Consider the following 26,180-nt stretch of genomic DNA (forward strand, 5'->3'; position numbering starts at 1 on the left):
AACGGACTTCGGAGGATTATATATGGAGGCAGAATAACGATGGCGCAGATACGACACGATGGTATCACTGCTAACCGTCGCCGGTATCGTCGTCGCCGTGTTCGTCGGGTTCAACATCGGAGGCTCGTCGACGGGTGTGGCGTTCGGCCCCGCAGTCGGCTCGCGCCTCGTTCGGAAGGCGACCGCGGGGGCTTTGTTCGTCGGCTTCGGGTTTCTCGGCGCGTGGACCGTCGGCCGGAACGTCATCGCGACGATGAGCAGCAGTATCGTGCCGGCGGCCCAGTTCACGCCCATCGCAAGTGTCGCAGTCCTGTTTTTCACGGGCGCGTCGCTGTTGATATCGAATCTCTACGGCGTTCCGGCCTCGACGTCGATGACTGCCGTCGGCGCCATCGTCGGGTTGGGTCTCGCGTCGGACACGCTCAATCAGGCGCTGATGTTCGTCATCGTCTCGGCGTGGATCGTCGCGCCGCTGGTGTGTTTCACCATCGGGTTCGTGGTCGGGCGCTACGTCTACCCGTATCTCGACCGCTACGTCGCGTTCACGACGTTCGATCTCCACTTCGTCCAACTCGACCGCTCGGGAGCGATTCCACGGCCGTACCTAAACCCGAACGCGTCACCGCAAGATATCGTCGGGTCACTCTCGGTGGTCGCCATCGCCTGCTACATGGCGTTCTCGGCGGGGGCGTCGAACGCGGCGAACGCTGTGGCCCCCCTCGTCGGCGAGGGTGGGGCGCTCACCGTCGATCAGGGCGTCCTGCTCGCGGTGGGAGCCTTCGCGTTGGGAAGTTTCACGATCGCCCGTCGCACGCTGGAGACGGTCGGAGACGACATCACGGAACTCCCGATTCTCGCGTCGCTGATCGTCTCCATCGTCGGTGGCACGGTCATCACGATCCTCTCGTACTTGGGGATTCCCGCGAGTCTCGCGGTCAGTACGACGTCGACCATCATCGGACTCGGATGGGGGCGGGCAAGTCGGGCCGCGACGCTCGCGGAGTTAGCGACGCCGACGCCCGAGCGGCCGGAGTTTGACGTCGCGACGGGAGCGTTGGTCACCTCACGCGTCGAGGAGGCGCCTGCGAGTCCGACCATCGGCGACATCGCCCGCCACGAGGAACCCGCGGACGAACCGGAGGAGATTCCGGACGTTCCGGACATCGGCGCGGAGGGACCGGCAGACCTCGACGAGCGGAGCCTCTTCGATCCGAAGGCGGCCAAGCGGATCGTTACGATGTGGGTGGTAACGCCCTCGCTGGCGGTCGCGGCCTCCTACCCGGTGTTCGCGGTCCTGCTGTGAGTTCCGTCCGGACGAGGTACTTCCGCATCCGGAATGGTCGGTCGCAGGCGAGTTAATTCAGCGACGCCGTTTTGGGCGGCACGACCGTTCGCAGGCTCTTCGCCGGACTGACACGGCGATCCTCGGAACAGTACTCGAGAAGGCCCGCCGCGTCTAACTTCGGAAGGTGGTAGTGGTGAAGTTTCATCTCCACTCGTCTCACGTCCCGCTTATCGTCTGCGAGGACAGCGGCAACCTCCGCTGCGAGGAGTGAGAGTTCGACCGAACGGTCTTTCTCGGCGAGGATGCTCGCTACAGCCTGTTGCTGTTTTCCGCTGAGGACGGCGAAGTAGTCATCAGGTGAATACCCGGAAAGAGTGCCGTCTCGGTTGACTGCCATTCTATCTCTACAACCGTTCTCTCCCCCCGAAAGGTAAGCGCCTAAAGTAATTGGTCGTGTAGCGATTATCTATCATGAGAACGTGTTCCTACATTTTATGAGCACGAACCGGAGATTCCCACCGGAACACATCATTTTTTGATAATGTGTGTCTGTGGTGAAAGCGCTGTCAGAGGCACCCGTTCCCTCCTTCGGAAATTCGGTGACGCCGGGCACGTGACGTCGTCGTCGACAGGAGGACGACACAGTTCCGTGCCCCACTCAGTGGGACTGCAACGATCCCGTCTCGTCGGCGCTGAACTCACATCGAAGTAGCGCGTGCAAACAGGTTCGGTGATTAAAGTCGAACGAACTACCGAGAGGGTGGGAGAATATCCGTACTGACTGCAGAGAACGCTCCGTCCGCAACCAGACCGGGAACAGCCTTATCTCTGTCAGTCAACTAAAAGCGGATATGGATGGCCGTGAGCCAGAGGCTCTTATTCCAGCGGCCGTGGACACGCTCCCGATAAACTTTGCAATCCTGGATGACGAAGGGACGATCCTGTATACGAATCGCGCATGGCGGGAGTTCGGCGAAGCGAACGACATCGAACTGAGACCGGATACGGTCGGAACGAACTATCTTTCGATCACCAGACAAGCGGAGACGGAGACGGCACAAGCGGCCGCAGCCGGGTTATCCGAGATTCTAACGGGCGAGCGAGAACTCTTCGAGTTCGAGTATCCGTGCCACTCGCCCGACAAGCAACGTTGGTTTCTCATGCGGGCAGCATCGTTCGCTACCAGCGACCAGAGATACGTCGCTGTCGCCCATTTCGACATCACCGACCGGTACACGTATCAGCGTCAGTTGGAAGAGTCCAACGAGCGCCTCCAGCAGTTCGCCCACGTTGCCTCTCACGACTTGCAAGAGCCGTTACGGATGGTCACGAGCTACCTCCAACTGCTCGAACGTCGGTACAGCGATGACCTCGACGAAGACGCAAAAGAGTTCATCGAGTTCGCAGTTGACGGTGCCGAGCGGATGAAGGCGATGATCCAGGGGCTGCTTACGTACTCCAGAGTCGAAACAGAGGGACAGTCCTTCGATTCGGTCGATCTCGAGGCAGTGCTGGACGACGTGCTGAGGGATCTCGGTATCCGAATCGACGAAACTGGTGCCGAAATCACCGCCGAATCGCTCCCGACTGTCAGAGGCGACGCCAGCCAACTCCGCCAACTCTTCCAGAACCTGCTGGAAAACGCTCTCCAGTACAGCGGTGAGCAGAAACCCCGAGTGTCGATCTCTGCGGTGCGTGACGGAAACGAGTGGATAATTTCGGTCACTGACGAGGGGATCGGTATCGATCAAGAAGACGTAGACCGGGTTTTCGAGGTGTTCCAGCGACTCCACAGCCACGAGGAGTACGAAGGGACAGGAATCGGCCTCGCACTCTGCCGGCGCATCGTCAAACGCCACGGGGGAGAGATTTGGGTAGACTCCGAACCCGAAGAGGGATCGACGTTTTCGTTTACGCTTCCGGCACCCGATACGTGAACGGTGTTCGAGAATCATCCCGGCAATATTGCGCGTTCTATTCAACGTTGTTTCCGGTTCCTATCACAAATTTTTAATTTTCAACAGGGTCGTCGAAATCAGTTTCTCTCTGCCCCGTCTCTGTAGACTGTGCTTCCAATCATCGGGCATCGAGGCCGACTGCGGGCGGCGGCCGAGAACACGGTACGGTCCTTCGAGGCGGCAGCAAAGTGGGGGGTCGACGGCGTCGAGTTCGACGTTCGACGGACGGGCGACGACGAGTTGGTCGTCATCCACGACGCAACGGTCGACAGAACGACGACTGGTAACGGCCGCGTTGACCGCCTCTCACTCGCGGAGATACAGTCTTTCACCACGGGCGACGGTGAAACCGTGCCCACCCTCGAGCAGTCGCTCTCGGTGATCAGCGAGACGACGCTCGAAGCCTGGATCGATCTGAAGGACCCCGGTCTCGTCGACGACGTCGTAAGGGCAGTCAGACGTCACGGACTAGTGGAACGAACCGTTCTCTTCGCCGGTCAGGGGTTCGTCGACGACATCCCGGAGCGTGCGCACGACGCAGGGATTCGAGCTGGAATCACTATCGGACCCGCACTGGCTGGACGATACGGGCCCACCGACCCCTTCGCCGTCATCGATACTCTGGACGCCGACGCTCTCTTGCTAACCACCGAGTCGATCACGGACGCGCTGCTCCGGAAGGCAGTGGACAGAAGTGTTCGCGCCGGTCTCCTCGTCGACTGCTGAATCAGCGAACGTCTCGCAGTCGGGTCCTTTCAGTTCTGTCTGAAACGGACGACAAAACAGGTGCCCTCGTCGGGGTGCGTGAAGGACACGCAGTACGAACGTTCAAATCCGCTCTTACCCTTCGGCGGGGGCGGTGTGCTGGGTCTGATCGTACTTGTCCTCGAACTCTTGGATGAGTTGGCCCATCTTGGCGTACCAATCGTTGAGCATCCGCTGCATATCTCTCGCGACCTTCGATGGGTCACTCGGTGAGTAGACGTGGTAGTAGCCGCCCTGCTCGTAGTTGACCTGCTCTTTCTGGATGAATCCCGCCTGAAGTAGACGTTGGACGGAGCGGTAGGCGGTCGACCGCTCTCGATCGACTGTATCTGCGATTTCGTCCACTGTGAGCGGTTCCGTCGCGTCTACGAGGGTTTGGAAGCACTCCTTGTCGAGCTGTTTGAGACCGTGGAAGCACTCAAGGAGACCCTCACACTCCATGTCCTGCTGGAGTTGTTCGGCCATAGAATCCGGCATCGTTATCACCACCATGTAGGAGGTACGTCAATAAAAGATTTGAGTATGAGACATGCAATTCTGCTCGGCTCCTATAGAACCCGGGATCAGACGTTCGACCCGACTCTGTGGACAGTACGCCGCTGAACGTTCGCGTCTCCGTCGATTCCAACGGAGGCTAGCTGGCTCGGATTTCCGAGTATAGTGCAACATCGGTACAGTCGTCTGGGCCCGAAACCGGTGCGAACCGTTACGACCGATCCGATAGCATCCACGCGAGTACGTTCGTGGTCCGAGCGGAGCGAAGTGTCGCCCGGCGGCGCAGCGGACGCACACACCTCGTCCGCCGGCGGACCATCGAGATACCCCTCGAAAGTAGTCGTTCTCACCGGGCTCTACCGCTCTTTGTATTCTTCCTTTCGGCTGGCGTCGAAGACCGTGACTCTTCAGTGCCGTCTTGCACTCGCCGTGCAACTCCGGACGAGACGTAACTAGTATTGTTCATTATATGCAATTCTATTGGCGATATTACGTTCCTCCGATGGCGTCGGTCCCCTGGTCGAATCCGCTATCGAACGGTTCTACGCCTTCATAATCGACGTCCTCCGTCGGCGTTACGCCGAAACGGAAGCTCGAAAACGGATCAGCGACCGCTACATATTTTGCAGTCGTTCGACAAGCAAGAACGCATGGGCCACCACACGTTCGACGCGTCGAAGGCCGATAAACTCGAGAGCGCGTCCGATCGGTATCGGTACGTTTCTCGTGAGGAACTCCTGTGGGGGCTCTCCCTCGACGGTGAGGAGACCGTCGCCGACCTCGGAAGCGGCACGGGGTTCTACACCGACGATATCGCTCCGCACAGCAACCGCGTCTACGCCGTCGACGTTCAAGACGAGATGCACGACTACTACCGACAGAAAGGGGTCCCCGAGAACGTCGACCTCGTTACGGCCGACGTCGCCGACCTTCCGTTCGAGGACTCCCAGGTCGATGCGGCGTTCTCGACCATGACCTACCACGAGTTCGCCAGTGAGGAGGCATTCGACGAACTCGCTCGCGTCGTCGCACCCGGCGGCCGGTTCGTCGTCGCAGACTGGGCCGCGACCGGCACCGGCGAGAGCGGACCACCCCTCGACGAACGCTACACCGCGGACGAGGTCGTTGACGCCCTCGGCGACCACGGGTTCACGGACGTATTCAGGGCGGCGCGTCCGGAGACGTATCTCATCGTCGTCGAGAACGCGTAGAACCGAGAGTCGAGGACTCGGGCGGATTTCGGACCGAGAGCCACTTCGTGTGTGCGGAAGGCGGGGCAGAGTATTCACCGCAGTAGCACAGTGAACCGGGCGAAGACCAGCCGGATCGAGGGCGACGAACAGGTTCGTGACCGTCAACCGGATCGACCGCTCGTCGTCCGCGAGAAACGGCGTCAGCGAAGGGCAAAGCGAGGAGACGGCGGCCGGGCGGTCGTCCGCGAGGCGGCGCAACTCCCGTAACGCGTTCTTCCGGTCCGCAGCGTCTCCCGTGTCGAGGTGGGCAGAGACGTACGCACGGCCTCGTATTCGCTGTCTCGAATCGACCTAGCGAGGCCCTCTATCGGCAGTGTGTCTCCTGATTCCTCCATCGACTATCTCTCCGTTGCGGCGAGTTACCACCGCGCGACACGGATAATAGTGAGATCTAACGGTTATATCAGTAATATTTCAGCGTTTGAGTCTGTGGGTGGTGGACCCCCCAGGCTGAAAATTCAGGTCGTTCAATACAACGTCCAACCAGATATGACCGCAGAGCACGCTACGTAGAAGAGTAGAGCCGTGTCTATAGGCAGGTAGCATCGGGCGTCGTGGATGTCCAAGTGATGAGCAAGATGACACACATTTTCCCGACGTTAGCTCGGGGCGTACGGCCATGATTTTCTTTGGGTGAACAACCGCTGTTCGACCGAACAGCAAGAGCACAGTGGAGGACTCAAAGAAGCGCAGATGAACCCCACCTCGGCGTTCACCCTCGAAGCTGTGCTGACCACTGCAAGGGGTGACGTGTTTCGACTGCCGTTCAGATCAAGATGGAGGGCGGTGATCGCTCTAGGCGGGGGTGTTACGAGTCGTCTAGTAGGGGGCGTGCAGAGCGATCGAAGCGCAGGAAGAATCTGATCAATTAGCCCTACTCCAGGGATGTACATAATTGATTGTACTCACCGAGTGCGCTCATTCGAGGAAGATTCGGTCCTCGTCGGTTTCACCGAGGAACATATTAAAAGGATCGTCGGAGGGGTTCAGAGGAGACACGTCTGATAAACCGACCGCACATCGTTCTCCTCAACGGCGCGATAGTCCTATTTCCTCCGACTCCTAGTCGATCTGTCCCTACTCCAACATCGTCCGTAAGAAGCACCGTCGGCCCACTCAACGGCATTCATCCTCCTGTCCGGCCCGCGCGACGCCTCCCCGCCACGTAGAAATAGTAGTGTTTTCGAGTCCGTCGGCCGGAGAAGTAGCGTCTCCGGCATATTCCGGCGAAAGCGTATTCATTGGCTGCAACCGTGTTTCGTTGGCGGCACGGTTTAGCTCCATACCTACCCAAAAGATAACAATGATTGTCGTCTAACATTTCGTCCATGGAGCTCCCGACAGAAGGTTCCGATGGAGAAGAGAGCAGTACGAAACGGCGGACGTTCCTCGGTCTTACGGGGGCACTCACGGTTGGCGGCTATTCGGGGAGCGTCGCCGCCACCGATGAGTCAACGGAGACGAGCGAGCCCGACGAGTCGAGCGATGAATCGACGGAGACGAACGACTCCGAGGAGTCCGATTCCGTCACCGTCCACGAGGGCGTCACGTACGCCGAACGTGACGTAGGCGAGATGAAACTGGACCTGTACGTTCCGGCCGTAGACGACCCGCCGCTGATCGTCTACTACCACGGCGGGGCCTGGGTGTTCAACACCCGAGACAACGCCCCCGAACTGGCGCGGTACGCCGAGAAGTGGGGAATGGCGATTGCGAGCGTCAGCTATCGGCTCTCGGAGGTTCCCGAGGATGTCGAGTTACCGAGTATCGATCCCGAGAACCCGACGCCGCGCGGCGTGTTTCCCGATCACTTCGTCGACGCGAAGGCGGCGGTTCGGTGGTTACGGGCGAACGCAGGCGAGTACGGGTACGACGCCGAACGCGTCGCGGCGTGGGGTGCGTCGGCAGGCGGCCACCTAGCCAGTCTCGTCGGCGTTCTCGACGACGTGACGGACCTCGCGGGAGAGGCTTATTCGGAGGACGAACTCCGGAAGGAGGTCGCACCCGACGAGTCGGGCGCCGTTCAAGCAGTCGTCAACTGGTATGGGGTCTCGGATCTCACGCTAACGCCGGGCGAGACGGGCAATCCCGAGACGCTGCTCATCGGCGGCCCGAAGTCCGAGAACCGGGCTCGGTTCGAACAGGCGAGTCCGGTGACGCACGTCTCCGCGAACGACCCGCCGTTCCTCATCATGCACGGACGCGCAGACCAAGTGGTTCCGATCAAACACAGTCGCGTTCTGTACGACGCGCTAGATAAAGCCGGCGTCGATGCGATCAAATACGAACTCCACGAGTTGAACCACGTGTTCGCTCACGGAGGAATCGAAACGATTCAGTCAGAACGAGTGGCGATGGACCTCTTAGCGGCGAGCCCGACCCCCGCGCAGTCGGTTTCGGAAACCGTTCACATCGAGAAAGGCGGGGCCGCGAGGGTTCTCACGCAGGGGAAACCGCCGGCGGGACCGATAACGATTGGACAGTTCTTGACACGAACGATCGGCGATCTGGCCTGCTGCGACACCGAAGCGTGACGCTTCGAACCGACGCCAGTACGTGTCGTTCCGACGATACGGTACCGGCACCAAAAAACGTATACGTCTGTTCGTCGGCAGTTCTCCTATGCGAACCTGCGCACTGACAGCTGTCGGTGAACTTTCGCTCGTCGAGCGGGACCGGCCGCAGATAGAGTCGGACGAGGTGCTCGTCCGAATCGACCGAGTCGGAATCTGCGGGTCGGACCTCCACTACTACCAGCACGGAGAGAACAGCGGCAACGTCGTCGACTTCCCGCACGTCCTCGGGCACGAATCTGCGGGCACCGTCGTCGACGTCGGGAGCGACGTTGACTCCGTCTCGGAGTCCGACCGGGTGGCCGTCGAACCCGGAATTCCGTGCGGCGACTGCTCGTACTGTACGGACGGCGAGTACCACCTCTGTAAGCGGATGGAGTACATGTCCTCGCCGCCCGTCGACGGCGCACTCACGGAGTACGTCGCGTGGCCGGCAGAACTCGTCTACCCGCTTCCGGACGACGTCTCCCTGCGGGAGGGCGCCCTCGTCGAACCGCTGAGCGTCGCGATGCACGCCTGCGAACGGGGCGGCGTCTCCGAGGGCGATACGGTCCTCGTCACCGGCGGCGGTCCCATCGGACAACTCGTCTCGGAGGTTGCCATGGCCCGCGGGGCGGCAGACGTCGTCCTGACCGACGTGGTGGACGAGAAACTCCGATTGGCCGACCGCCGCGGCGTGGACCACACGGTCGACGTGACGTCCGAGGACCCCGTCAGCGTGGTTCGCGAACGCGTCGACGAGGACGGCGTCGACGTCGTCTTCGAGAGTTCCGGGGCCGAGAGCGCCATCGAACTGACGACGGAGGCCGTCAAGCGCGGCGGCACCGTCGTCTTCGTCGGCATCCCCCTCGACGCCGGACTCCCGGCGGACGTGGTCGAGTTGATCGGCGGCGAGTACGACCTGAAGGGGTCGTTCAGGTTCAGAGACACCTACGAGGAAGCCATCGAGGGAATCCGAACCGGGCGGTTCGACGTCGACGGAATCGTGAGCTTCGAGTCCCCGTTCGCGGAAACGCAGGCGGCGTTCGACCGCGCTATCGAACCGGAGAGCGTGAAAGGCGTCGTCCGAGTCAGCGACGACTCATAGCGAACTGTCGTCGTACCCGCCGTCGATTTTGAGCGTCTCGCCGGTCGTGAACGACGCGGCGTCGCTGGCGAGGTACACCGCCGCACCCGCGATTTCCGTCGGTTGTGCGACCCGTTCGAGGGGCGTCCGGTCGTCTATCTGCTCGCGGAGGTCGGTACCCTGAGCGAACGCGTCGCCGGCCAACGGCGTCTCGACGAATCCGGGCTCTATCGCGTTGACCCGCACCTCCGGCCCCAGGTCGGCCGCCGCGGCGCGGGTGAGACCGTTGACGCCGCTCTTTGCGGCGCAGTACGCCGGACGTTGCTCCCGCGCCTGTCCCGCGGACATAGAGGAGATGTTGACGATACTCCCCTCGTCCATCTCCCGGCCGAACACCTGACACGCGCGGAAGACGCCGGTGAGGTTGGTGTCGATGTCTCGCTCCCAGTCTTCGGCGTCCATCTCGGTGACGGGCGCTTTCGCCACCGATCCGGCGGAGTTGACTAACACGTCCACCTCCCCGAGTTCGGACGACACTCGCTCGTAAAGGTTCTCGACGGAGTCCATCTCGCGAACGTCGCAGGTGACCTCGACCGTCTCCGCGCCCCGCGAGCGGAGTTCCTCCGCGGCCTCCGCGACGGCGCGTTCGTCTCGGCTCGTCGCGACGACGTCCGCGCCGTCGTCCGCGAACGCCAGCGCGATTGCGCGCCCGATACCGCTCGTTCCGCCGATGACGACCGCCGTCTTGTTCGAGACGCTCACAGTCTGCGTCGGTGAGTCAGACATACGGTACCGATAACCACCCGTCGTTCCCTTATTCTTTCGATTGTCTCGAAAACGGCCCGAAGTCGGCGTCCGCCGGAGGTTCGGTCAGGCGAGTCCCATCGTCCGGGGGAGCCACATCACGACTTCGGGGAAGACGATGGCGAGTACGAGTGCGACGAGGAGCGGAACGTAGAACGGAACCATGTTCCGCGTGATTCGTTCGAGAGAGACGCCGGTGACGGCGTTGAGGACGAACAGAATCACGCCGAACGGCGGCGTCAACAGTCCGATCATCAGCGTGATTATCATTATCACGCCGAAGTGGATCGGGCTGATTGCCGTCTGCTCGATGACGGGGAGGAACACCGGCGTGAGGATGGTGATGGCCGCTATCGTCTCCAGCATCAGCCCCACGATGAACAGCACGCCCGCTATCAGCAGCAGAACGACGACGGGGTCGGTGGAGACGGTCGTGACCGCCTCGGCGAGCAACTCCGGCAGTTGGGCGCGCCGGATGAGGAAGCCGTACAGCGAGGCGGCGGCGACGATGAACGTCAGCGACGCCGTCCTCGTCATCCCGTCCTCGAAGCTCTCTATCAGCTCTTCTAACGTGAGCGCGTCGTAGAACAGGGTTCCGATGAGTATCGTGTAGAACAGGGCTATCGCGCCCGCCTCCGTCGCGGTGAACAGACCGCCCAAGATGCCGCCGATGATGAGAATCGGCGTCCCGAGCGCCGGAAGCGCCCTGAGGAACGTCCGGCCGATTCGGTCGAGCGACCACCAGTCGCCGCGGCCGTAGCCGTGTTTGTTGGCGTAGAACGTACAGAGTATCATCAGCCCGAGTCCCATGATGAGTCCCGGGACGAGTCCCGCGATGAACAGCGTCCCGATGGACACCTGCGCGATGACGCCGTAGATGATGAGCGGGACGCTCGGCGGGATTATCGGTCCGATGATGGACGAGGACCCGGTGACCGCGACGCTGAATCCCTCCTCGTACCCCTCGTCGCGCATCGCCCGGTACTCTATCGCGCCGAGTCCGGCGGCGTCGGCCGCGGCCGTCCCGGTCATCCCCGAGAAGATGATGCTGGCGACGATGTTCACGTGGGCGAGGCCGCCACGAATCGGCCCGACGATGGCCGTCGCGAAGTCGAAGATGACGTCCGTCAGGCCGAGTGCGTTCATCAGGAGCCCCGTCTGAAGGAACAGCGGGATAGCCAGCAGGACGAACGAGTTGCTCCCGCTGACCATCGTCTGGGCGACGAGCAGCGGTTCGAAGGGTATCGACGTCGTCCACATGAGGATGAGGCTCGTCAGTCCGAGCGCGTAGACGACCGGCACCTCGAACAGGTAGAGCGCGAGCAGTACCCCGACGAACAGGACGAGGAGGCCGACGTCCCCCATCAGACCGTCGCCTCCCCGAGACGGATGGTGCGAGTTCGACCGAGTCGTGCGTCAGTTCTCATCGTCGTCTCCTCGTTTCATATCTTCCAGTATCGTCTCCGGCGACGCGACTACCGCCCACAGGTCGCGGACGCCGTAGACGGCGATGACGACGCCGCCGACGACGACCGGAACGTACAGCCACGCCTGCGTGAACGGGGCGTGAGCCGGCAACGCACCGATGACGGAGCCTCTGTTCTGCTGGTAGAGCGGGTACGCGCCGCTGACCATGACCCCGACGAACGCCAACACGAGTATCGTCCGCAGGGCCGTCAACGCCCGTATCGTGTCGTCCGAGAGGCGCGACACCAGCAGGTCGAGCGAGATGTGTTCGCGCTTCCCGCTGGCCACCGCGGCGCCGATGAACGTGACGGCGACGAGTAGCATCTGCGAGAGGTTGACGGTCCACGGTAAGCTACTGCCGATGAACGAACCGATCACCCACCGAGTGAGTATCTGTAACCCGACGACGAGTATCATCAGCACGTACAGGGACAACGCGACTGCCCTGACCGCGCCGTCGAAGTATCGGCCGGGGGACGTGTTCTCGTTGGTCTCGACCATGCGTGTCGTGTGTTAGGGGGCGTTCTCAAATGTTTCGTACTTCTTCGAGCGACGGCTCCCACTTCTTCTCGAACTGGGCTTTCAGCGGTTCTTCCGCCGCCGCCAACCACGCGTCGCGGTCCGGTTCGACGATCGTCATCCCCTTGTTCTTCAGTTCGTCGATGGCTTTCGACTCCGACTCCGCGATCTTGGTGCTGAGGTCTTTGATGCTCTGCGTGAGGGTGTCGGTGACCACCGTCTGGTCGTCGTCCGACAGCGAAGAGAACGTGTCGGTGTTGAGAGTGAACCACCCGGTCGAGGCCAGGTGTTGAGTCAGCGTGTAGTGGCTCTGCACCTCGTGGAGCGACGCCGAGAGAACCGTCTCCGCCGGGTTCTCCTGCGCTTTCACGACGCCCTGTTGGAGCGCGCTGTACAGTTCGTCGAAGGCGACGGTCGTCGGACTCGCGCCGATTCCCTCCCAGATGTTCACCCACGGGGAGAGGTCCGGCACGCGGAGGTTCGTCCCTTGGATGTCTTCCGGCGTCTCGAAGGCGCTCTTTCCGGAGGTGTGTCGGTACCCTCGGTACACCGGCTGTTCGACGAGTCGCTGGTTGCCCTCCTCGCGGAGTCGCTTCTTTCCGTCGTCGAGGTAGTCCGCCTCGAACGCTCGCTTCTGTTGCTCCCAGTTCTCGAAGACGAACGGGGACTCGACCCAGAAGTTCTTCGGGTCGTAATCGATGACCCACCGGGTCCCGATGATGGTCCCGTCGATGGAGCCGATTCGCGTCTGCTCCATCACCTCCTGTTCGCCGCCGAACGCCGGTTCGATGGTTATCGAGACGCGGTCGTCCGTCTCCTTCGCGACGGTGTCGGCCCACGAGTTCGCCATCTCGTTTATGACGTGACCGCTGGGGAAGACGCTCCCGATGAGCATCGAGTGGCTTTCGCTGCCGGAGTCGCCGCCCCCGGAGGAACCCGTGGTTCCGGTGTTCCCCGAACCGCCGCCGGCGCCGGAACAGCCCGCGAGCGACGTGACTGCGCCGGTTCCGCCGAGCAAACTAGCCCGTTTGATGAAGCTTCTTCGGCTCTGCTGTGACATACATTACCCAACTTACGATACTACCACTTATATCTTTCCCGATAGTACATTTTAATCATCGTCCGGCGAGGACGAGACGCCGACACTGGCGGCCTCACCGTTAGGGAGCGTCGCACGAGTAAGATGCGGCTAAGCGGTCTGTTCGAGCAGTCCTTTCATGTAGCCGATGGCGAACAGTCGGCCCATGTCCGTGTAACCGGCGTGCGCCCCGTCTCGGTCCTCCTCCCCGAGCATCTTCGGAACGTGGTCCGGTCGAATGGGGCCGTCGTATCCGACGTCCCGATAGGCTTCGATGCAGGCGCGCATGTCCGTCGGGCCGTCGTCGTGCCACGTCTCGACGAACGACTCCGCGGAGCCCTCGACGTCGCGGAAGTGGACGAAGTGGATGCGGTCCCCGAGGCGGCGGATGGCCGACCGAACGTCGGTTTCCATCGCCGCGAAGTTCCCCTGGCAGAACGTCACCCCGTGGTTCGGGCTCTCGTGGAGGTCGAGGATTCGTTCGTAGTTGTCGACCGACGTGACGAGGCGAGGGACGCCGCGTACGGACGGTAACGGAGGGTCGTCCGGGTGGAGGGCCATCTTCACGCCCGCTTCCTCCGCCACAGGTACGACTTCGTCGAGGAAGTATTCGAGATTCTCCCAGAGTTCCTCCTCGGTGATTCCGGACTCGGGATGGTCGTCCGCCCGACGACTCCACTCGTGGTCGTAACCGGACTTCAGCGACCCCCCTCGGTCGGGTATCGAATCCGAGGTGCGGAGCACTCCGACCGGGTTCTCGGTCCAGACCCAACAGTAGGTCTCGATTCCGAGTTTTCCCATGTTCTTGAGCAACCGCTTCACCGTCGCTATCTCCTCGTTGCGGCCCTCCTTCCCGAGGACGGTCCGAGTCATCGGCGGTCGGTCCTCGACCACCTGCAGCCGTATTCCGTTGTCCTCGAACCGATTTCGCGTGCGGAGGAGCGTATCGTACTCCCACCAGTCGTCGACTCCCCAGAACCGGACGACGCCGCGGTCCACGCCCATCTGCTTTGCGAGCGTCCATCGTCTGTCCGGAGACGGCGGCAGCATCAATGCTGGATCCATACGAAAGAATCGAGAGGGTTCCTCGCACGTAAACTTTGCTCACGCTACGTGTTTTCCGACGGCTCCGAGCGCCCGAAGTCGGGTTCTGACGCGTCGTATCGGGACGGTAGCGGCCTCACGGGGGAGAGGACCCACCAGAGGTTCGTTCCCGTATCGCACGGATGTCCACTCATAGTGTATTCGTCGCCGCCGTCTCACCGGAAAGAGGCCGAGTTCGCACGCTATTCGTACGCGGTTTTGACCTCCACGACGTTTCTGCAGTCCTTGAGCGCCGGCAACAGTTCCTCGTCGATTCGGTCGGCGTCGAACCGTTCCTTCGGGCCCGAGAGCGAGACCGCTCCGATGACGCCGCCGTCCACCAGTATTGGAATCGCTATCGAACGGATTCCGGCGCGTCGCTCCTCGTCTTCGAGCGCGTACCCTCGGTTTCGAACGTCCGTCAACTCCGCGAAGAGCGTCTCTGCGTCGTCGATGGTGTTCTCCGTGGCCGCCGGAAGGCCGTAGTGCTCGACGATCTGCGTCACGTACTCCTCCGGTAACTCGGCGAGGATAGCCTTTCCCAAGGCGGTCCAGTGCATGTTCGTGAACTCGCCGACGAGCGCGTTGTCGTACACCGCCTCGCTGCCCTCCGACTGGTAGACGATGACGCGCTGGCCGTTCTCCTCGACGCCGAGGTTCGCGACTTCGCCGGTGCTGTCGGCGACGCCGTCTACCTCGGATTTCGCCGTCGAGTAGACGCGCCGGCCGTTTCTGGCGACCGAACCGTCCCGGAGGAATCGAAGCCCCAGTCTGTAGCCGTCCTCGTCGCGGACGACGTACCCCACGGACTCCAGCGTCTTCAGGTGGACGTGCGCCGTACTCGTCGGAATGTCGAGTTCCGCCGCGACGTCCTTGATGCGGACCGTACCCGACTCCCGCAACACGCCGATGACTTCGAACGCTCGCTGAACGGCGCTGACCCGCTTTCCGTCGTCGCCCGGTATGTCGAGGTTCATGGAAGTCCTACGGTAATCGCGCACATAAGTTCTACCATGAGTGGAATTGCACGTCGCTCGCCGGACGGGCGGCGCACCGAGGAGGAAGAGGCGGGAAAATCGGGAGATAACGGGAGGTGAGCGCGTTCGAGACGTACGTCTCCGGAGTGCATGGACGTGTCCGTTACAAATCTATGTTTGTAACGACACAGCGGAGTTCCCTCGACGTTACGGCGGGGAGGCGATTTCCGACGCGCCTTTCATAGTCGGCGGCGGTAAGACGGCGGCCGTCTCAACTGGGTCCGGTCACCGTTCGTCCGTCCCCGCCGACGAGGAGGAGTCCGGTCGCGATTGCCGCCGCGCCGAGTAGCGACGCCGAGAGCAGGGCGAACGCGATTCGGAACCCGAATCCGTCCGCGACGAACCCTACGACTGTCGGCGACGCCGCGCCGGCGCCCATCAGGAGGGTCCGGACGATGCCGAACCCGCCGGCGGCGATTCGGTCGGGGAGTAGTTCGACGAGGTAGACGCCGCGGACCGGCCGGAAGCCGTGACTCCCGAGGGCGAAGGTGACGACGGCGACGCCGAGAACGACCGCCCCCGCGTTCGCGAAGACGATAACCCCGAGAAGCGCCGTCGCCGCCATGGCGACGGTGACGACGACGATGGGGAGTCGGCCCGTCCGGTCGCTCACGTCGCCGGTGAGCACTTGAACGACGCTCACCGCGAACAGCGCCGAGTACAGGAGGTTCGCCGTCGTCGTCTCCAACCCGGCCACCTCCGAGAGGTACAACGGGAGGAACGCCACCGCGCCGTTGTACGAAAACGAGAAGAGCACCGTCACGAGGATGAACGCGGAGAAGGCGGGGTTTGCGAACTGGCGGAGATACGCCGAGGCGGGAGGGGCCTCCTCGGAGTCGGACGCCGCCTCGGACGACGCCGGTAACTGTCGGGGGACGTACCGCGCGAACGCCGCCGCGAGGGCGACGCCGACGACGCCGGACAGGAGGAAGACTCCCCGCCACGTCGCACCCGGTAACAGCGAGAACAGGCCGTCCAACGCCGGCGGGGCGACGAGAAACAGCGTCACTACCGCGGACGCGCCGACGCCGCCGTACGCTCCGAACGTGTCGTACGTTCCCAGCACGCGTCCCGTTCGGGCCGGGTACACCCGAGAGAGAATCCCCACGGTGACCGTCTTGTGCGCGCCAGTCCCCGCGCCGATGAGGACGGCCGCCGCCGCAAGCACCGCGGCGGGCGAGTCGAACACGAGGACGAACGACCCGAGAGAGGCCAACAGAGCGCCGCCGGCGACGACGCGGACGGACCCGAACCGGTCCGAGAGCATCCCCGAGGGGAACTGCAACGACGCGTACACGACCATGAGACCGGTGTATATCGTCCCGACTTCCGCGTTCGAGACGCCGTAACTCGCCTGCATCGTCTCGAAGAGGGGCGGAAACGCGTACCGGAGGAACTTGCTCAGGAACCAGATACCCGCGGCCAACACCAGCGTGGCGTACCTGGCCGCGTTCCGAGCGTGCATCGCGTGTGGGTGTTCCCTCCGGAACATAAGCCGTGTGGCAAGGGGCAGAATCTTCGCCTAGTTGCGCTCCCGACTCGCCGACGCGCGGTTCGATACGAGTAGGTGAGACGAGGAGAGGCGTTCGAGCGTCCCGTTACAGTCATAGTGCTGTCACATATTTCGGAGAGAGCGGATTCCCGAGTCGTAGGGCCGTCCTCCCCCGGTTGGCGTCTCCGTCCGCGGCCGCACGGACGGAGCCACACTCCGCGAGGCGGTCACTCCCCTGTCAGGTCCACTTGGATGGACTTCGTGGTACTCAGCACCTGCCCGGTGATGTCCTCTTCGAGGTACCGACCGTTCAACCGGTCGGCCGGGCCGCAGACGCCGACTGCGGCCGTCCGGTCGCCGCCCGCGTTCGGAACCGCCGCGGCGACGCCGACTATGCCCTCGAACTGTTCACCTCTGCAGAACGAGAAGCCGTTGTCGCGGATGCGGCGGAGTTCCGCTTCGAGTTCGTCTCGGTCGGTGATAGTCGCCTGCGTCCGCGCGGTCAGGTCGCTTCGGTCGAGTATCTCCGTCAGTCGATCCTCGGAGAGCGACGCCAAGAGGGACTTTCCCGGCGCGTTGAGGTGAAGCGGCATCCGTTCGCCCGCCCGGAACTCCGGCGACCACCCGTCAGCGACTTCGGAGACGTAAGCGGGGACGCCTCGGTCGGCCTCGAGTACGAACAGCGTCGCCGTCTCCCCCGTCGCCTCCGCGAGGGCGTCCACCTTCTCTCTGGCGCCGTCGTAGACGGTCGTCCGGGCGCGCGTCCGGACGCCGAGGTTGAGCGTTCGGAGCGAGGGTTCGTACGTCCCGTCTTTCTCGACGACGTATCCGCACGCCCGAAGCGTCGAGAGGTGATTGTGAGCGACGCTCTTTGCGACGCCGACCCGTTCGGAAAGCGCCGTGACGCCGAGGGCGTCGTCGGACTCGACGAGCGTTTCGAGGATTCGCAACGACGTTCGGGTGGCCGCCACCGTGTATTCGGACATCGTGTCTGCGCGTACCCTCCCTCGGGGTAAATATCTTGTTCAGCACAGGTGAACGAAGCGGCGTTCGGAGGCGGTTAGTCTGCGTAGATTACATAATGAACAATAACTCAGGAGAGTCGTTTCAGTCTCCGTCGGGTTCGAATTTAGTTCGTTCATCTCTGAAGAACGAAGCGGTTGCTCTGAAGACGGCCGGTACAGCCTACTAGCCGGAACGCAGAGAAGCAAAAGAAAGGGAGTCGGTACCGCCGATTTCAGGCCGGCCAGACGCTCTCGACGGACCGTCCGTCGTGGACGATGTCGCCGAGGGCGCGGGTGACAGCGGTCGGGTCGTCGGTCTGCCAGACGCTGCGGCCGATGACGAGTCCGCGCGCGCCGGCCGCCATCGCTCCCTCGACGTCTTCGAGCATCGCACGTACCGACCCGGAGGAGGGGCCGCCGAGTATCATCACGGGAACCGGCGCGTTCCGGACGATGGACGCGAACGAATCGGCGTCCCCCGTGTACGGCGCTTTGAGGATATCGGCGCCCAGTTCCCACCCGATGCGGCAGGCGTTTGCGACGTACTCCGTCTCCGTCTCGAACCGCGCGGGGACGCCGTCGCCCCACATCACCGTCTCGACGATGTGCGGGACGCCCGTTCCGCGGAGTTCCTCGGTCAGTTCGGTGATGTACTCGACGTTTCGCTCCATCGCGCGGGTGTCCTGCCGCCCGAACGCGAGGACGGATTTGACGCCGACCGGGTCGCAGTCGAGGAGGCGTTCCGCGTCGAACGCGCGTTGCTGGACCCAGGGGCCGACCTGTTCGCCGGGGTGACTCGACGGGGAGACGAAGTCGGCCGTCACCAAAACGTCGGCGCTCGACGCCGCGAGTACGTCGGCGAACCGTTCCGCGAAGAACGGCCCGACGAGGACGCCGTCGGGGCCGCCGTCGAGGACGGCTTCGAGGGTGGCGCGGGGGTCCTCGAACCCGTCTACCGCGCCCATGCCGATGCCGTGGTCGAGAGCGACGACGACGGCGTTGCCGGAGTCGGTGTCGAGGAGTTCGTACTCGCTCATTGCCCTCTCCCGGGAACGACTATCTTCTTCAGACCCTGCGCGTCGGCCATCCGGTCGAACGCCGCGGGGATGTCGTCGAGTCCGATTTCCTCGGAGACGAGGGCGTCGGCGTCGATGCGCCCGCGCCGGAGGAGCGAGACGGCGCGTTCGAACGACTCCTGATTCAGCGCGTACGTCCCGCGGAGGTCGACTTCCTCGAAGTAGATGTCGAACGGGTTGACCTCGAGCGTGGCGTCCTGCGGCGGAACGCCGAAAATCAGCGTGTTTCCGCCCTTGGCGGTGATTTCGTGGGCTTGCTCGATGGTCGGCACCTTGCCGACGACTTCGATGCCGGCGTCCACCTCGCCGATTTCGTCGCGGATGGCCTCGACCGGGTCGCCCTCGGCGGGGTCGACCACCACGTCCGCGCCGAGTTCCGCCGCGAGTTCGCGCCGGTCGGGGTCGAGTTCCGAAACCGCGATGGGGCTCGCGCCGCGGTTCGAAAGCGTCTGAAGCAACATCAGTCCGATCGGTCCGGCCCCGATGATGGCCACGCTGTCACCCTGTCGGACGCCGCTTCGGTCCGCGCCGTGGACGCAACACGCGAGCGGTTCGGCCAACGCAGCCTCCCGAAACGGCAGGTCGCCGACGCTCTCGACGTTGGTCGCCGGGACCCGGACGTACTCGGCGAACGCGCCGTCGATTATCGTCTCGCCCGCCCCGCCGATGGACGTGTTGTTCTCGCAGAGGTGCGTGTCGCCCCGCTTGCAGGCCGAGCAGGCGTTACAGGGGACGACCGGGTTCATCGCGACTCGGTCCCCGCGTTCGAAGCCGCGGACGTCGTCGCCGACGTCGACGACGGTGCCGGCGCTCTCGTGGCCGAGCACCAACGGCGTCTCGACGTCGAAGGAACCGTGGTACATGTGGTAGTCGGTCATGCAGACCCCGCAGGCGCCGACTTCGACGAGGACTTCGTCGGGGTTCGGGGTCGGTCGATCTCGCGTCTGTACTTCCATCTCGCCAACGTCCGTGAGTGCTGCTGCGCGCATAGTTACTGAGTCTTCCGTGGGGTGCGTTCTGCGGGCGGTGCGTCGTCTCGGGTTCTCGTCTCGGTCATCGTTCGTCTCGGTCGTGTTTCGGCGTGTTCGTTTTCAGCCGGTTCGTCTCGGTCGTCTTTCGGTCGATCCGTTTTCGGCCGGTTCGCCTCTCGTCTCGGCCGGTCGTCCCGTTCGGCTACTCGAACGCCTGCTCGTACTCGGCGACGAATCCGAGCAAATCGTCGTACGTCGGCGGTTCGCCGTTTCGGACGAAGTAACCGGCGACGGCGTTGCCGACGACGAGCGAAGCGCCGGCCGTGAGGCCGGCTATCTCCGCGAACAGCAGTCCCGCGTTGAAGTGGTCGCCGGCGCTCGTCGTCAGCACCGGGTCGTCCGTCCGCGGGACGGCCGCCCGGTGGACGCCCTCCGGCGTCGCCGCGGCCACCTCCGTGGGCGAGTGGACCGCGTACCGCGTCACGCCGAGCACGTCGCGGGCGGTTTCGGCCGCGGTCCAAATCGACTCCACCTCCTCGTCGCCGTCGCGGAGGCCGGCGACAACGGCCGTCTCGGAGCGGTTCGCGCTCACGGTGACGGGGACGACGTCGTCGAGGGCCGAAAGCGACTCTGCGCCGGCCCTGATTCGGTCCGTCGAGAGGTGTCTGAGGTCGGCGGGATCCACGAACACCGTCTCGGGCGGGTCAGAGAGGAGCGGCCACAGTTCGGACCGGAGTCCGTCCCAGATGGTGGCCATCTCGGGGACGTTCGCCCAGTAGCCGACGCCGAGGGCCGCCGACCCGTCCACGGCGTCGGCGAGCGTCTCCACCCCGACTCGGTCGGCGAGCGTCGTCCAGTCGAGTCGCGGTTGGCTCCCCGCCTCCTGCAGCATGAGTTTGCCGTCGCGGAACTCCACCGCGTCCGTGATGGTCGGGTCGCCGACGCTGTGCATCTCGTAGTCGCCGAACTCCGCCTCGAACGCGTCTCTCGGGGGCTCTCCGAACGTGCCGATGAGCGTCGGGTCGAATCCTAGTCGGCCGAAGGCGCGCGAGAGGTGGGCGGCGTGGCCGCCGGCCCGCGTTCCGAGGTGGCACCACTCGACGGTCAGCGAACTGTCCGCCGCCACGGAGTCGCCGATTCGCGTTCCCAACTCGCCGAGCGTCTCCAACTCCGCGTACTCCTCCGCGCTCCGACGTTCGTCGACCATCTCGCGGACGTTGTCGACGAACCCGTCGAACCCGAAGGTGACCGCCGTCGCGGGCGGACGTTCCGGCAACTCGTCGCGGCAGGCCGCGAGATGCGCCGCCGTCTCGTCGTCGAGCAGTGACCGGTCGTCGCTTGTTCGTCTCACGGTTCGTCTCCGCCTCTCGGTCGAGGACACCGCCGGCGGTCGCGCCGCCGATGGTTGGAACTTTGGTTCACGCTACCACGTCAGCGTACTCGACGTATCCCGGCGGTTTAATAAAACTTGGTACGAGGCGGTTCGTTCGATCGAACCTGCGGTATCAGCGCTCTCGCTGCGGTTTAGTCTCGTGACGACCGCGCCCACCGACCCGTCCCGCCATAGTGACAAATGGTAACGAGTGTGTCTAATGAATAATTTTATACTATGCGGCTCACTGTCTTGGACAGAGGTCTACGACGATGACCGACAGCAACAGACGGAGTTTCATCAAGAGAGCGGCGAGTGCGGGAGTCCTCGCCGGTCTCGCAGGGTGTACCAGAGGCGGAACCAACAGCGCCGGTACCGGGGGCTCCGGCGACGGAACCGGGACCGGGGGCGGCGGGTCCGACGAGTTGGCAATCCCGCTCAGCGAGTACGACGCCGACATCGACTGGCGGCAGTTCGAGGGGTCTTCGATAAACATCGGCGCGGTCAACCACACGTGGGTGTCCGCTATCAAGCCCGCCATCCCCGTCTTCGAGGAACTGACCGGCATCGACGTGGTGTGGAACGTCCTCCCCGAACAGCAGTTCCGGACGAAGCGGTTGACCGACGTGAGCACCGGCGCGGGGAAGTTCGACGTGTTCTTCCTCGACCAGGTCGTCAACCAGTTCCGCGAGTCCGGGTGGCTCCAACCCCTCGACCCGTACTTCGAAGACGAGAGCCTGTACGACGAGGACTGGTTCAAGCCGGACGACCTGTTCGAGGCGACGAAGTGGCAGGCCCACGGCGGCGGGTACAGCGACACGTGGACCGGCATGCCGATAACCGTCGAGGTGCAGACCCAGTTCTACCGGACGGACCTCTACGAAAAGCACGGACTGGAGGTCGCAGAGACCTTAGAGGAGTTCGTCGCCAACGCCCAGGCGATACAGGAAGCCGAGTCCGGCGTGGTCGGCACCGCCGGCCGCGGACAGAAGGGCTACGGGATGAACATCTACATCCTCAACACGTTCATCCGCCAGTTCGGCGCGAAGCTGTGGGACAGCTACCCCGACGATTCGGGCCTCGACAGCGAGGGTGCCATCTCGGCCGGGAAGTGGTACGTCGACCTGCTACGGAACTACGGCCCGGAGGGCGCGTCGAGTCAGACGTGGTCGGACGTCCTCTCGACGATGCAGTCCGGGAACGCCGGTCACATCGTCGCCGACGCTAACCTCTTTTGGCCCGGCCTGACGGACCCCGAGTCCTCGGACGTCGCCGACAAGATCGGTATCGGCAAGGTTCCCTCCCCCGCCGAGGGGAGCTTCACGACCAACTCCTACGCGTGGCAGATTTCGACGTCGAAGAACGCCAAGAACTCGAAGCAGGCGTTCCTGTTCATGCTGTGGGCGTCTTCGAAGCCGACCACAGACTGGATGCACGTCGAGAACGACGCGGCGTTCGCCGTCCGGAAGTCGGTGTGGGAGAACGACGAGTTCCGCTCTCGGGTGGGCGAGAACTTCGCGCAGGTCACGCTCGAATCGCTCAAGAAGTCGAAGCCCGACCCGTTCGACAGGAAGTACCCCGAGTGGGGACAGAAGTACTCCGAGGAACTCCAGACCGCCATCGCGGGCGACCAGTCGGCGGAGGAAGCCCTCAAGAACGCGGCCGAGAGCGCCGAATCGGCGGTCAACTGATGCCCGCCGCGGAACCGGGCGAGAGCGACCGAAACCCCGACAGCAACCAATGAGCACCCAAACGAAAACCGAGACGCAGAACGGATTCACGCTGACGAGGGTCCGAGAACTGTGGAACGAGTACCTCCCGTACTGGTTCATGACGCCGATGGTGTTGGTGATGCTCCTCATCACCGTCTTCCCCGGCGTCTACGACCTCTATCTCAGCTTCGTCCAGTACGACTTGGCGAGTCCGGACACGATGGGCGCGTTCGCGGGGCTGAGTAACTTCCAGACGGCGTTCGCGGAGGCCGGCGCGGCCCACTCGTTCGCAATCACGCTGGCGTTCGTCGCCGGAGCGCTGACGTTAGAGACGAGTATCGGGTTCGTCTTGGCCGCACTCGTCACCGGCGTGCGTTCGGACCGGATGCGGAAGTTCTACCGGGTGGCGTTCATCCTCCCGATGGCCGTCGCGCCGGTGTCGTTGGCGACGATATTCCGCATCATGCTGAATACGGAAGTCGGCGTGGTTCCGTACCTCATCGCCACGTACACGCCGTTCGCCGCGCCGAACTTCCTCAGCGACGTGCCGCTTCTGACGGTCATCCTCGTCGACACGTGGAACTGGACGCCGTTCATGTTCATCATCTTCTACGCCGGCCTCTCGTCGGTGCCGGACACCCTCGTCGAGGCGGCGCGGGTGGACGGCGCGCCCCTGTGGCGGCGGTACGTCCACGTCGTCGTCCCCTACCTCAAACCGGTGCTGTTCGTCGCCGTCCTCATCAGACTCATCGACCTCTTCCGGACGTTCGGGCTGGTGTTCAGCCTCACGCGCGGCGGCCCGGGGTCGGCGACGCAGCTCGTGAGCATCAACATCTTCGAGCAGGGGTTCAAGTTCGTGGACCTCGGCGTCGCCAGCGCCATCGCCATCGTCTACCTCGTCGGCATCGTCGCGCTCTGTAACGTCCTCATCTCGAAGGTGGGCTTCGAGGGGGTGTGGAACTGATGGCGACGAACGAACCGACGAAACCGTCCCGCCGGTTCTCCCAGACCACCAGAGAGCGACTCGCGTCCGTCGGTCGTCACGCGGTCCTCCTGACGTGGTCGTTCGTAGTGCTGTTCCCCCTCTACTGGATCGTCTCGATGTCGCTGAAACCCCCGCGGGAGGCCATCTCGCTGCCGCCGGACTGGATATTCCTCCCGACGGTCTACAACTACATGCAGCTCGCACAGGAGTCGAGTTTCATCGCGGCGTTCGCCAACAGTCTCGTCATGGTGACGGCGTCGGTGATAATCGTCCTCCTCATCGGCGTCCCGGCGGCGTACGTCCTCTCTCGCTACGACGTGCCCAAACAGCGGGACGTGCTGGTGTGGATCCTCTCCTCGCGGATGCTCCCGCCCATCGCGGTGGTCATCCCCTTCTTCGTCATCTTCAGGGCGTTGAACCTGTACGACACCCGCATGGGGATGGTGTTCATGTACGTCACCATCAACATCTCGCTCGTCGTCTGGGTGATGAAGGCGTTCTTCGACGGCATCCCCGAGAGCCTCGAAGAGGCCGCGAAGGTGGACGGCGCGACGCAGTTTCAGGCGTTCCGGCGCGTCGTCCTCCCGTCGGCCAAGCCCGGCATCTTCTCGGTGGCCATCATCAGCTTCATCTTCGCGTGGATAGAACTGCTGTTCTCGCTCGTGTTGACGAACAACCGGGCGGTGACGGTGTCGATGCAGGTGTACCAGTTCATCGGCGTCCGCCAGATAGAGTGGGGACTGCTCGCCGCCGCTTCGACGGCGATAATCGTTCCCGTGCTGGTGTTCGTCGTGGCGGTCAACGAGTACCTCGCGGCCGGACTCAGCTTCGGCGTGGTGCTCAAAGAATGACCGCGAGACGGAACGGTCGGTCGGTATCGCTCGCAAATCGCGCCCGGACGGCGGGGCTACACAGCCGTGTGCGGAACGCAGGACAATGGCAAGCATCAACATCGACGACGTGACGAAGCGATTCGGAGAGGGAACGAACGAAGTCGTCGCCGTGGACGACATCTCGATGGAGATACGGGACGGCGAGTTCGTCGTCTTCGTCGGCCCCTCCGGGAGCGGAAAGTCCACGCTCCTCCGGATGGTCGCCGGCCTCGAACGGCAGAGCGAGGGCGACATCGTCATCGGCGATACCATCGTCAACGAACTCGGCCCGCGTGCGAGGGACATCGCGATGGTGTTCCAGAACTACGCGCTGTACCCGAACATGACGGTCCGAGAGAACATGTCCTTCGGGCTGAAGATGTCCACGGGGCTCTCCGAGGAGGAGATAGCCGAACGCGTCGAGAGCACGGCGGAGATGATGGGCATCCACTCGCTCCTCGACAACACCCCGGGGGAGATGTCCGGCGGACAACAGCAACGGGTCGCACTCGGGCGCGCCATCGTCCGCGACCCGAACGTCTTCCTGATGGACGAACCCCTCTCGAACTTAGACGCGAAGCTGCGCGCCGAGATGCGGACGGAGATAAACCGCCTGCAGAACGACCTCGGCGTCACGACGCTGTACGTCACGCACGACCAGACGGAGGCGATGACGATGGGCGACCGACTCGTCGTCCTCGACCACGGCGAACTCCAGCAGATAGGGACGCCGTTGGAGTGTTTCTACCGGCCGGCGAACCGGTTCGTCGCGGGCTTCATCGGCGAACCCTCGATGAACTTCTTCGAGGGCCACACCGAGGGCGGGACGCTCCGCCTCGACGGCTTCGACTACGACCTGACCGAGCGGATGCAGTCGTCCGTCGAACCCTCGACGGACGTCGCCCTCGGAGTTCGGCCGGAGGACCTGTCGCTGAACGACCAGCCTGCGGGCGGCAACGAGTTCGAAGCCGTCGTGGACGTCGTCGAACCGATGGGGAGCGTCTCCTACGTCTACCTGCGCCCCGAGAACGGGGCGAAGACGGACGAGCCGTTCATCGTCGAAACCGACGGACAGCGCCCCATCAGCGAGGACGAACGCGTGTACGTCGAAGTGCCGAACCGGGACGTGCACCTCTTCGACGGCGACACCGGGGAGACGGTCCACCAGCGCCGACTGGACGACCGGGCGCAGGTCGCTCTCCAAGAGCACGTGCAGGCGATACGCACGCAGTAGGGCGACGCCGACGGCGGCGCATCAGTACTCCTCGCCGCCGAGTGCGCTCCGCCGGCGTCCCGCCCTTTCAAGTGGTTAC

23 protein-coding genes are annotated in these 26,180 nt (G+C 63.4%); 10 read left to right on the forward strand and 13 right to left on the reverse strand.

Going from position 1 to position 26,180, the window contains the following annotated elements:
- Positions 1-58: 58 nt before the first annotated feature.
- Positions 59-1,303, forward strand: a complete 1,245-nt coding sequence (locus tag BLS11_RS15270) for an inorganic phosphate transporter (protein WP_092538656.1) — start codon at positions 59-61, stop codon at positions 1,301-1,303.
- Between the two features lie 52 nt (positions 1,304-1,355).
- Here BLS11_RS15270 and BLS11_RS15275 read toward each other — a convergent pair whose 3' ends face one another.
- Complete coding sequence (locus BLS11_RS15275; protein ID WP_092538657.1) at positions 1,356-1,682, reverse strand: DUF7344 domain-containing protein; 327 nt, start codon at positions 1,680-1,682, stop codon at positions 1,356-1,358.
- 454 nt (positions 1,683-2,136) lie between these two features.
- Between BLS11_RS15275 and BLS11_RS15280 the strand changes: the two genes are divergently transcribed.
- Positions 2,137-3,222 carry a PAS domain-containing sensor histidine kinase gene (locus BLS11_RS15280; protein WP_092538658.1) on the forward strand — a complete coding sequence of 362 codons (1,086 nt, stop codon included), beginning with the start codon at positions 2,137-2,139 and terminating at the stop codon, positions 3,220-3,222.
- Positions 3,223-3,351: 129 nt separating this feature from the next.
- On the forward strand, positions 3,352-3,969 hold the full coding sequence (locus BLS11_RS15285; protein WP_092538659.1) for a glycerophosphodiester phosphodiesterase: 618 nt from the start codon (positions 3,352-3,354) through the stop codon (positions 3,967-3,969).
- A gap of 114 nt (positions 3,970-4,083) precedes the next feature.
- Here BLS11_RS15285 and BLS11_RS15290 read toward each other — a convergent pair whose 3' ends face one another.
- Positions 4,084-4,485, reverse strand: a complete 402-nt coding sequence (locus BLS11_RS15290; RefSeq protein ID WP_092538871.1) for a helix-turn-helix domain-containing protein — start codon at positions 4,483-4,485, stop codon at positions 4,084-4,086.
- A gap of 668 nt (positions 4,486-5,153) precedes the next feature.
- Here BLS11_RS15290 and BLS11_RS15295 point away from each other — a divergent pair.
- The 3 genes from BLS11_RS15295 (at position 5,154) to BLS11_RS15305 (ending at position 9,416) form a co-directional block, all read left to right on the forward strand.
- Positions 5,154-5,714, forward strand: a complete 561-nt coding sequence (locus tag BLS11_RS15295) for a class I SAM-dependent methyltransferase (protein ID WP_092538660.1) — start codon at positions 5,154-5,156, stop codon at positions 5,712-5,714.
- Positions 5,715-7,330: 1,616 nt separating this feature from the next.
- Entirely contained in the window at positions 7,331-8,290 is a 960-nt protein-coding gene (locus tag BLS11_RS15300) for a prolyl oligopeptidase family serine peptidase (RefSeq protein ID WP_394327405.1), read from the forward strand.
- An 88-nt stretch (positions 8,291-8,378) separates the two neighbouring features.
- Entirely contained in the window at positions 8,379-9,416 is a 1,038-nt protein-coding gene (locus BLS11_RS15305; protein WP_092538662.1) for an NAD(P)-dependent alcohol dehydrogenase, read from the forward strand.
- Here the strand turns inward: BLS11_RS15305 and BLS11_RS15310 are convergent.
- The 11 genes from BLS11_RS15310 to BLS11_RS15360 all read right to left on the reverse strand — a co-directional run bounded on the left by BLS11_RS15310 (position 9,411) and on the right by BLS11_RS15360 (position 21,277).
- Entirely contained in the window at positions 9,411-10,181 is a 771-nt protein-coding gene (locus BLS11_RS15310) for an SDR family NAD(P)-dependent oxidoreductase (RefSeq protein WP_092538663.1), read from the reverse strand. The two genes, BLS11_RS15305 and BLS11_RS15310, sit on opposite strands and share 6 nt — an antisense overlap.
- Positions 10,182-10,265: 84 nt before the next feature.
- Positions 10,266-11,564, reverse strand: coding sequence for a TRAP transporter large permease (locus tag BLS11_RS15315; protein ID WP_092538664.1), 1,299 nt, complete (start codon positions 11,562-11,564; stop codon positions 10,266-10,268).
- A gap of 51 nt (positions 11,565-11,615) precedes the next feature.
- Positions 11,616-12,167 carry a TRAP transporter small permease gene (locus tag BLS11_RS15320; RefSeq protein WP_092538665.1) on the reverse strand — a complete coding sequence of 184 codons (552 nt, stop codon included), beginning with the start codon at positions 12,165-12,167 and terminating at the stop codon, positions 11,616-11,618.
- 25 nt (positions 12,168-12,192) lie between these two features.
- The gene (locus BLS11_RS15325) at positions 12,193-13,245 is read right to left on the reverse strand and encodes a TRAP transporter substrate-binding protein (protein ID WP_092538666.1); all 1,053 of its coding nucleotides are present in this window, start codon (positions 13,243-13,245) and stop codon (positions 12,193-12,195) included.
- A 129-nt stretch (positions 13,246-13,374) separates the two neighbouring features.
- The gene (locus tag BLS11_RS15330) at positions 13,375-14,328 is read right to left on the reverse strand and encodes a mannonate dehydratase (RefSeq protein ID WP_245698970.1); all 954 of its coding nucleotides are present in this window, start codon (positions 14,326-14,328) and stop codon (positions 13,375-13,377) included.
- Between the two features lie 221 nt (positions 14,329-14,549).
- A complete protein-coding gene (locus BLS11_RS15335) occupies positions 14,550-15,323 on the reverse strand; it encodes an IclR family transcriptional regulator (RefSeq protein ID WP_092538668.1) in 774 nt (257 codons plus the stop codon).
- A gap of 271 nt (positions 15,324-15,594) precedes the next feature.
- On the reverse strand, positions 15,595-16,848 hold the full coding sequence (locus BLS11_RS15340) for an MFS transporter (RefSeq protein ID WP_245698973.1): 1,254 nt from the start codon (positions 16,846-16,848) through the stop codon (positions 15,595-15,597).
- Positions 16,849-17,102: 254 nt separating this feature from the next.
- Positions 17,103-17,861 carry an IclR family transcriptional regulator gene (locus tag BLS11_RS15345; RefSeq protein ID WP_092538670.1) on the reverse strand — a complete coding sequence of 253 codons (759 nt, stop codon included), beginning with the start codon at positions 17,859-17,861 and terminating at the stop codon, positions 17,103-17,105.
- Positions 17,862-18,112: 251 nt separating this feature from the next.
- Positions 18,113-18,916, reverse strand: coding sequence for a class I fructose-bisphosphate aldolase (locus BLS11_RS15350; protein WP_092538671.1), 804 nt, complete (start codon positions 18,914-18,916; stop codon positions 18,113-18,115).
- Complete coding sequence (locus BLS11_RS15355) at positions 18,913-19,944, reverse strand: zinc-dependent alcohol dehydrogenase family protein (RefSeq protein WP_092538672.1); 1,032 nt, start codon at positions 19,942-19,944, stop codon at positions 18,913-18,915. The genes BLS11_RS15350 and BLS11_RS15355 overlap by 4 nt, the downstream gene beginning before the upstream one ends.
- A gap of 184 nt (positions 19,945-20,128) precedes the next feature.
- Positions 20,129-21,277: a carbohydrate kinase family protein gene (locus BLS11_RS15360; RefSeq protein WP_245698976.1), complete on the reverse strand. Its 1,149-nt coding sequence runs from the start codon at positions 21,275-21,277 to the stop codon at positions 20,129-20,131.
- A gap of 293 nt (positions 21,278-21,570) precedes the next feature.
- On the opposite strand from BLS11_RS15360, the gene BLS11_RS15365 reads away from it, so the two are divergent.
- From BLS11_RS15365 to BLS11_RS15380, 4 genes are all read left to right on the forward strand, one after another.
- Positions 21,571-22,989: an ABC transporter substrate-binding protein gene (locus BLS11_RS15365; RefSeq protein WP_092538673.1), complete on the forward strand. Its 1,419-nt coding sequence runs from the start codon at positions 21,571-21,573 to the stop codon at positions 22,987-22,989.
- Between the two features lie 49 nt (positions 22,990-23,038).
- Entirely contained in the window at positions 23,039-23,974 is a 936-nt protein-coding gene (locus BLS11_RS15370; RefSeq protein WP_092538674.1) for a carbohydrate ABC transporter permease, read from the forward strand.
- Entirely contained in the window at positions 23,974-24,846 is an 873-nt protein-coding gene (locus tag BLS11_RS15375; RefSeq protein ID WP_092538873.1) for a carbohydrate ABC transporter permease, read from the forward strand. Before BLS11_RS15370 ends, BLS11_RS15375 begins: the two co-directional genes overlap by 1 nt.
- 85 nt (positions 24,847-24,931) lie before the next feature.
- Positions 24,932-26,101 carry an ABC transporter ATP-binding protein gene (locus tag BLS11_RS15380; RefSeq protein ID WP_092538675.1) on the forward strand — a complete coding sequence of 390 codons (1,170 nt, stop codon included), beginning with the start codon at positions 24,932-24,934 and terminating at the stop codon, positions 26,099-26,101.
- Positions 26,102-26,180: the final 79 nt, after the last annotated feature.

This window comes from Halopelagius longus (assembly GCF_900100875.1).
Lineage (GTDB): Archaea > Halobacteriota > Halobacteria > Halobacteriales > Haloferacaceae > Halopelagius > Halopelagius longus.

What these genes read in the sequence shown, in the direction of transcription:
- BLS11_RS15305 (WP_092538662.1), top strand. Translation starts at nt 8,379, where the DNA reads ATGCGAACCTGCGCACTGACAGCTGTCGGTGAACTTTCGCTCGTCGAG.
- BLS11_RS15330 (WP_245698970.1), bottom strand. Translation starts at nt 14,328, where the DNA reads ATGGATCCAGCATTGATGCTGCCGCCGTCTCCGGACAGACGATGGACG.
- BLS11_RS15290 (WP_092538871.1), bottom strand. Translation starts at nt 4,485, where the DNA reads ATGCCGGATTCTATGGCCGAACAACTCCAGCAGGACATGGAGTGTGAG.
- BLS11_RS15350 (WP_092538671.1), bottom strand. Translation starts at nt 18,916, where the DNA reads ATGAGCGAGTACGAACTCCTCGACACCGACTCCGGCAACGCCGTCGTC.
- BLS11_RS15315 (WP_092538664.1), bottom strand. Translation starts at nt 11,564, where the DNA reads ATGGGGGACGTCGGCCTCCTCGTCCTGTTCGTCGGGGTACTGCTCGCG.
- BLS11_RS15380 (WP_092538675.1), top strand. Translation starts at nt 24,932, where the DNA reads ATGGCAAGCATCAACATCGACGACGTGACGAAGCGATTCGGAGAGGGA.
- BLS11_RS15310 (WP_092538663.1), bottom strand. Translation starts at nt 10,181, where the DNA reads ATGTCTGACTCACCGACGCAGACTGTGAGCGTCTCGAACAAGACGGCG.
- BLS11_RS15375 (WP_092538873.1), top strand. Translation starts at nt 23,974, where the DNA reads ATGGCGACGAACGAACCGACGAAACCGTCCCGCCGGTTCTCCCAGACC.
- BLS11_RS15275 (WP_092538657.1), bottom strand. Translation starts at nt 1,682, where the DNA reads ATGGCAGTCAACCGAGACGGCACTCTTTCCGGGTATTCACCTGATGAC.
- BLS11_RS15320 (WP_092538665.1), bottom strand. Translation starts at nt 12,167, where the DNA reads ATGGTCGAGACCAACGAGAACACGTCCCCCGGCCGATACTTCGACGGC.
- BLS11_RS15295 (WP_092538660.1), top strand. Translation starts at nt 5,154, where the DNA reads ATGGGCCACCACACGTTCGACGCGTCGAAGGCCGATAAACTCGAGAGC.
- BLS11_RS15370 (WP_092538674.1), top strand. Translation starts at nt 23,039, where the DNA reads ATGAGCACCCAAACGAAAACCGAGACGCAGAACGGATTCACGCTGACG.
- BLS11_RS15300 (WP_394327405.1), top strand. Translation starts at nt 7,331, where the DNA reads ATGAAACTGGACCTGTACGTTCCGGCCGTAGACGACCCGCCGCTGATC.
- BLS11_RS15365 (WP_092538673.1), top strand. Translation starts at nt 21,571, where the DNA reads ATGACCGACAGCAACAGACGGAGTTTCATCAAGAGAGCGGCGAGTGCG.
- BLS11_RS15340 (WP_245698973.1), bottom strand. Translation starts at nt 16,848, where the DNA reads ATGCACGCTCGGAACGCGGCCAGGTACGCCACGCTGGTGTTGGCCGCG.
- BLS11_RS15280 (WP_092538658.1), top strand. Translation starts at nt 2,137, where the DNA reads ATGGATGGCCGTGAGCCAGAGGCTCTTATTCCAGCGGCCGTGGACACG.
- BLS11_RS15335 (WP_092538668.1), bottom strand. Translation starts at nt 15,323, where the DNA reads ATGAACCTCGACATACCGGGCGACGACGGAAAGCGGGTCAGCGCCGTT.
- BLS11_RS15325 (WP_092538666.1), bottom strand. Translation starts at nt 13,245, where the DNA reads ATGTCACAGCAGAGCCGAAGAAGCTTCATCAAACGGGCTAGTTTGCTC.
- BLS11_RS15270 (WP_092538656.1), top strand. Translation starts at nt 59, where the DNA reads ATGGTATCACTGCTAACCGTCGCCGGTATCGTCGTCGCCGTGTTCGTC.
- BLS11_RS15345 (WP_092538670.1), bottom strand. Translation starts at nt 17,861, where the DNA reads ATGTCCGAATACACGGTGGCGGCCACCCGAACGTCGTTGCGAATCCTC.
- BLS11_RS15355 (WP_092538672.1), bottom strand. Translation starts at nt 19,944, where the DNA reads ATGCGCGCAGCAGCACTCACGGACGTTGGCGAGATGGAAGTACAGACG.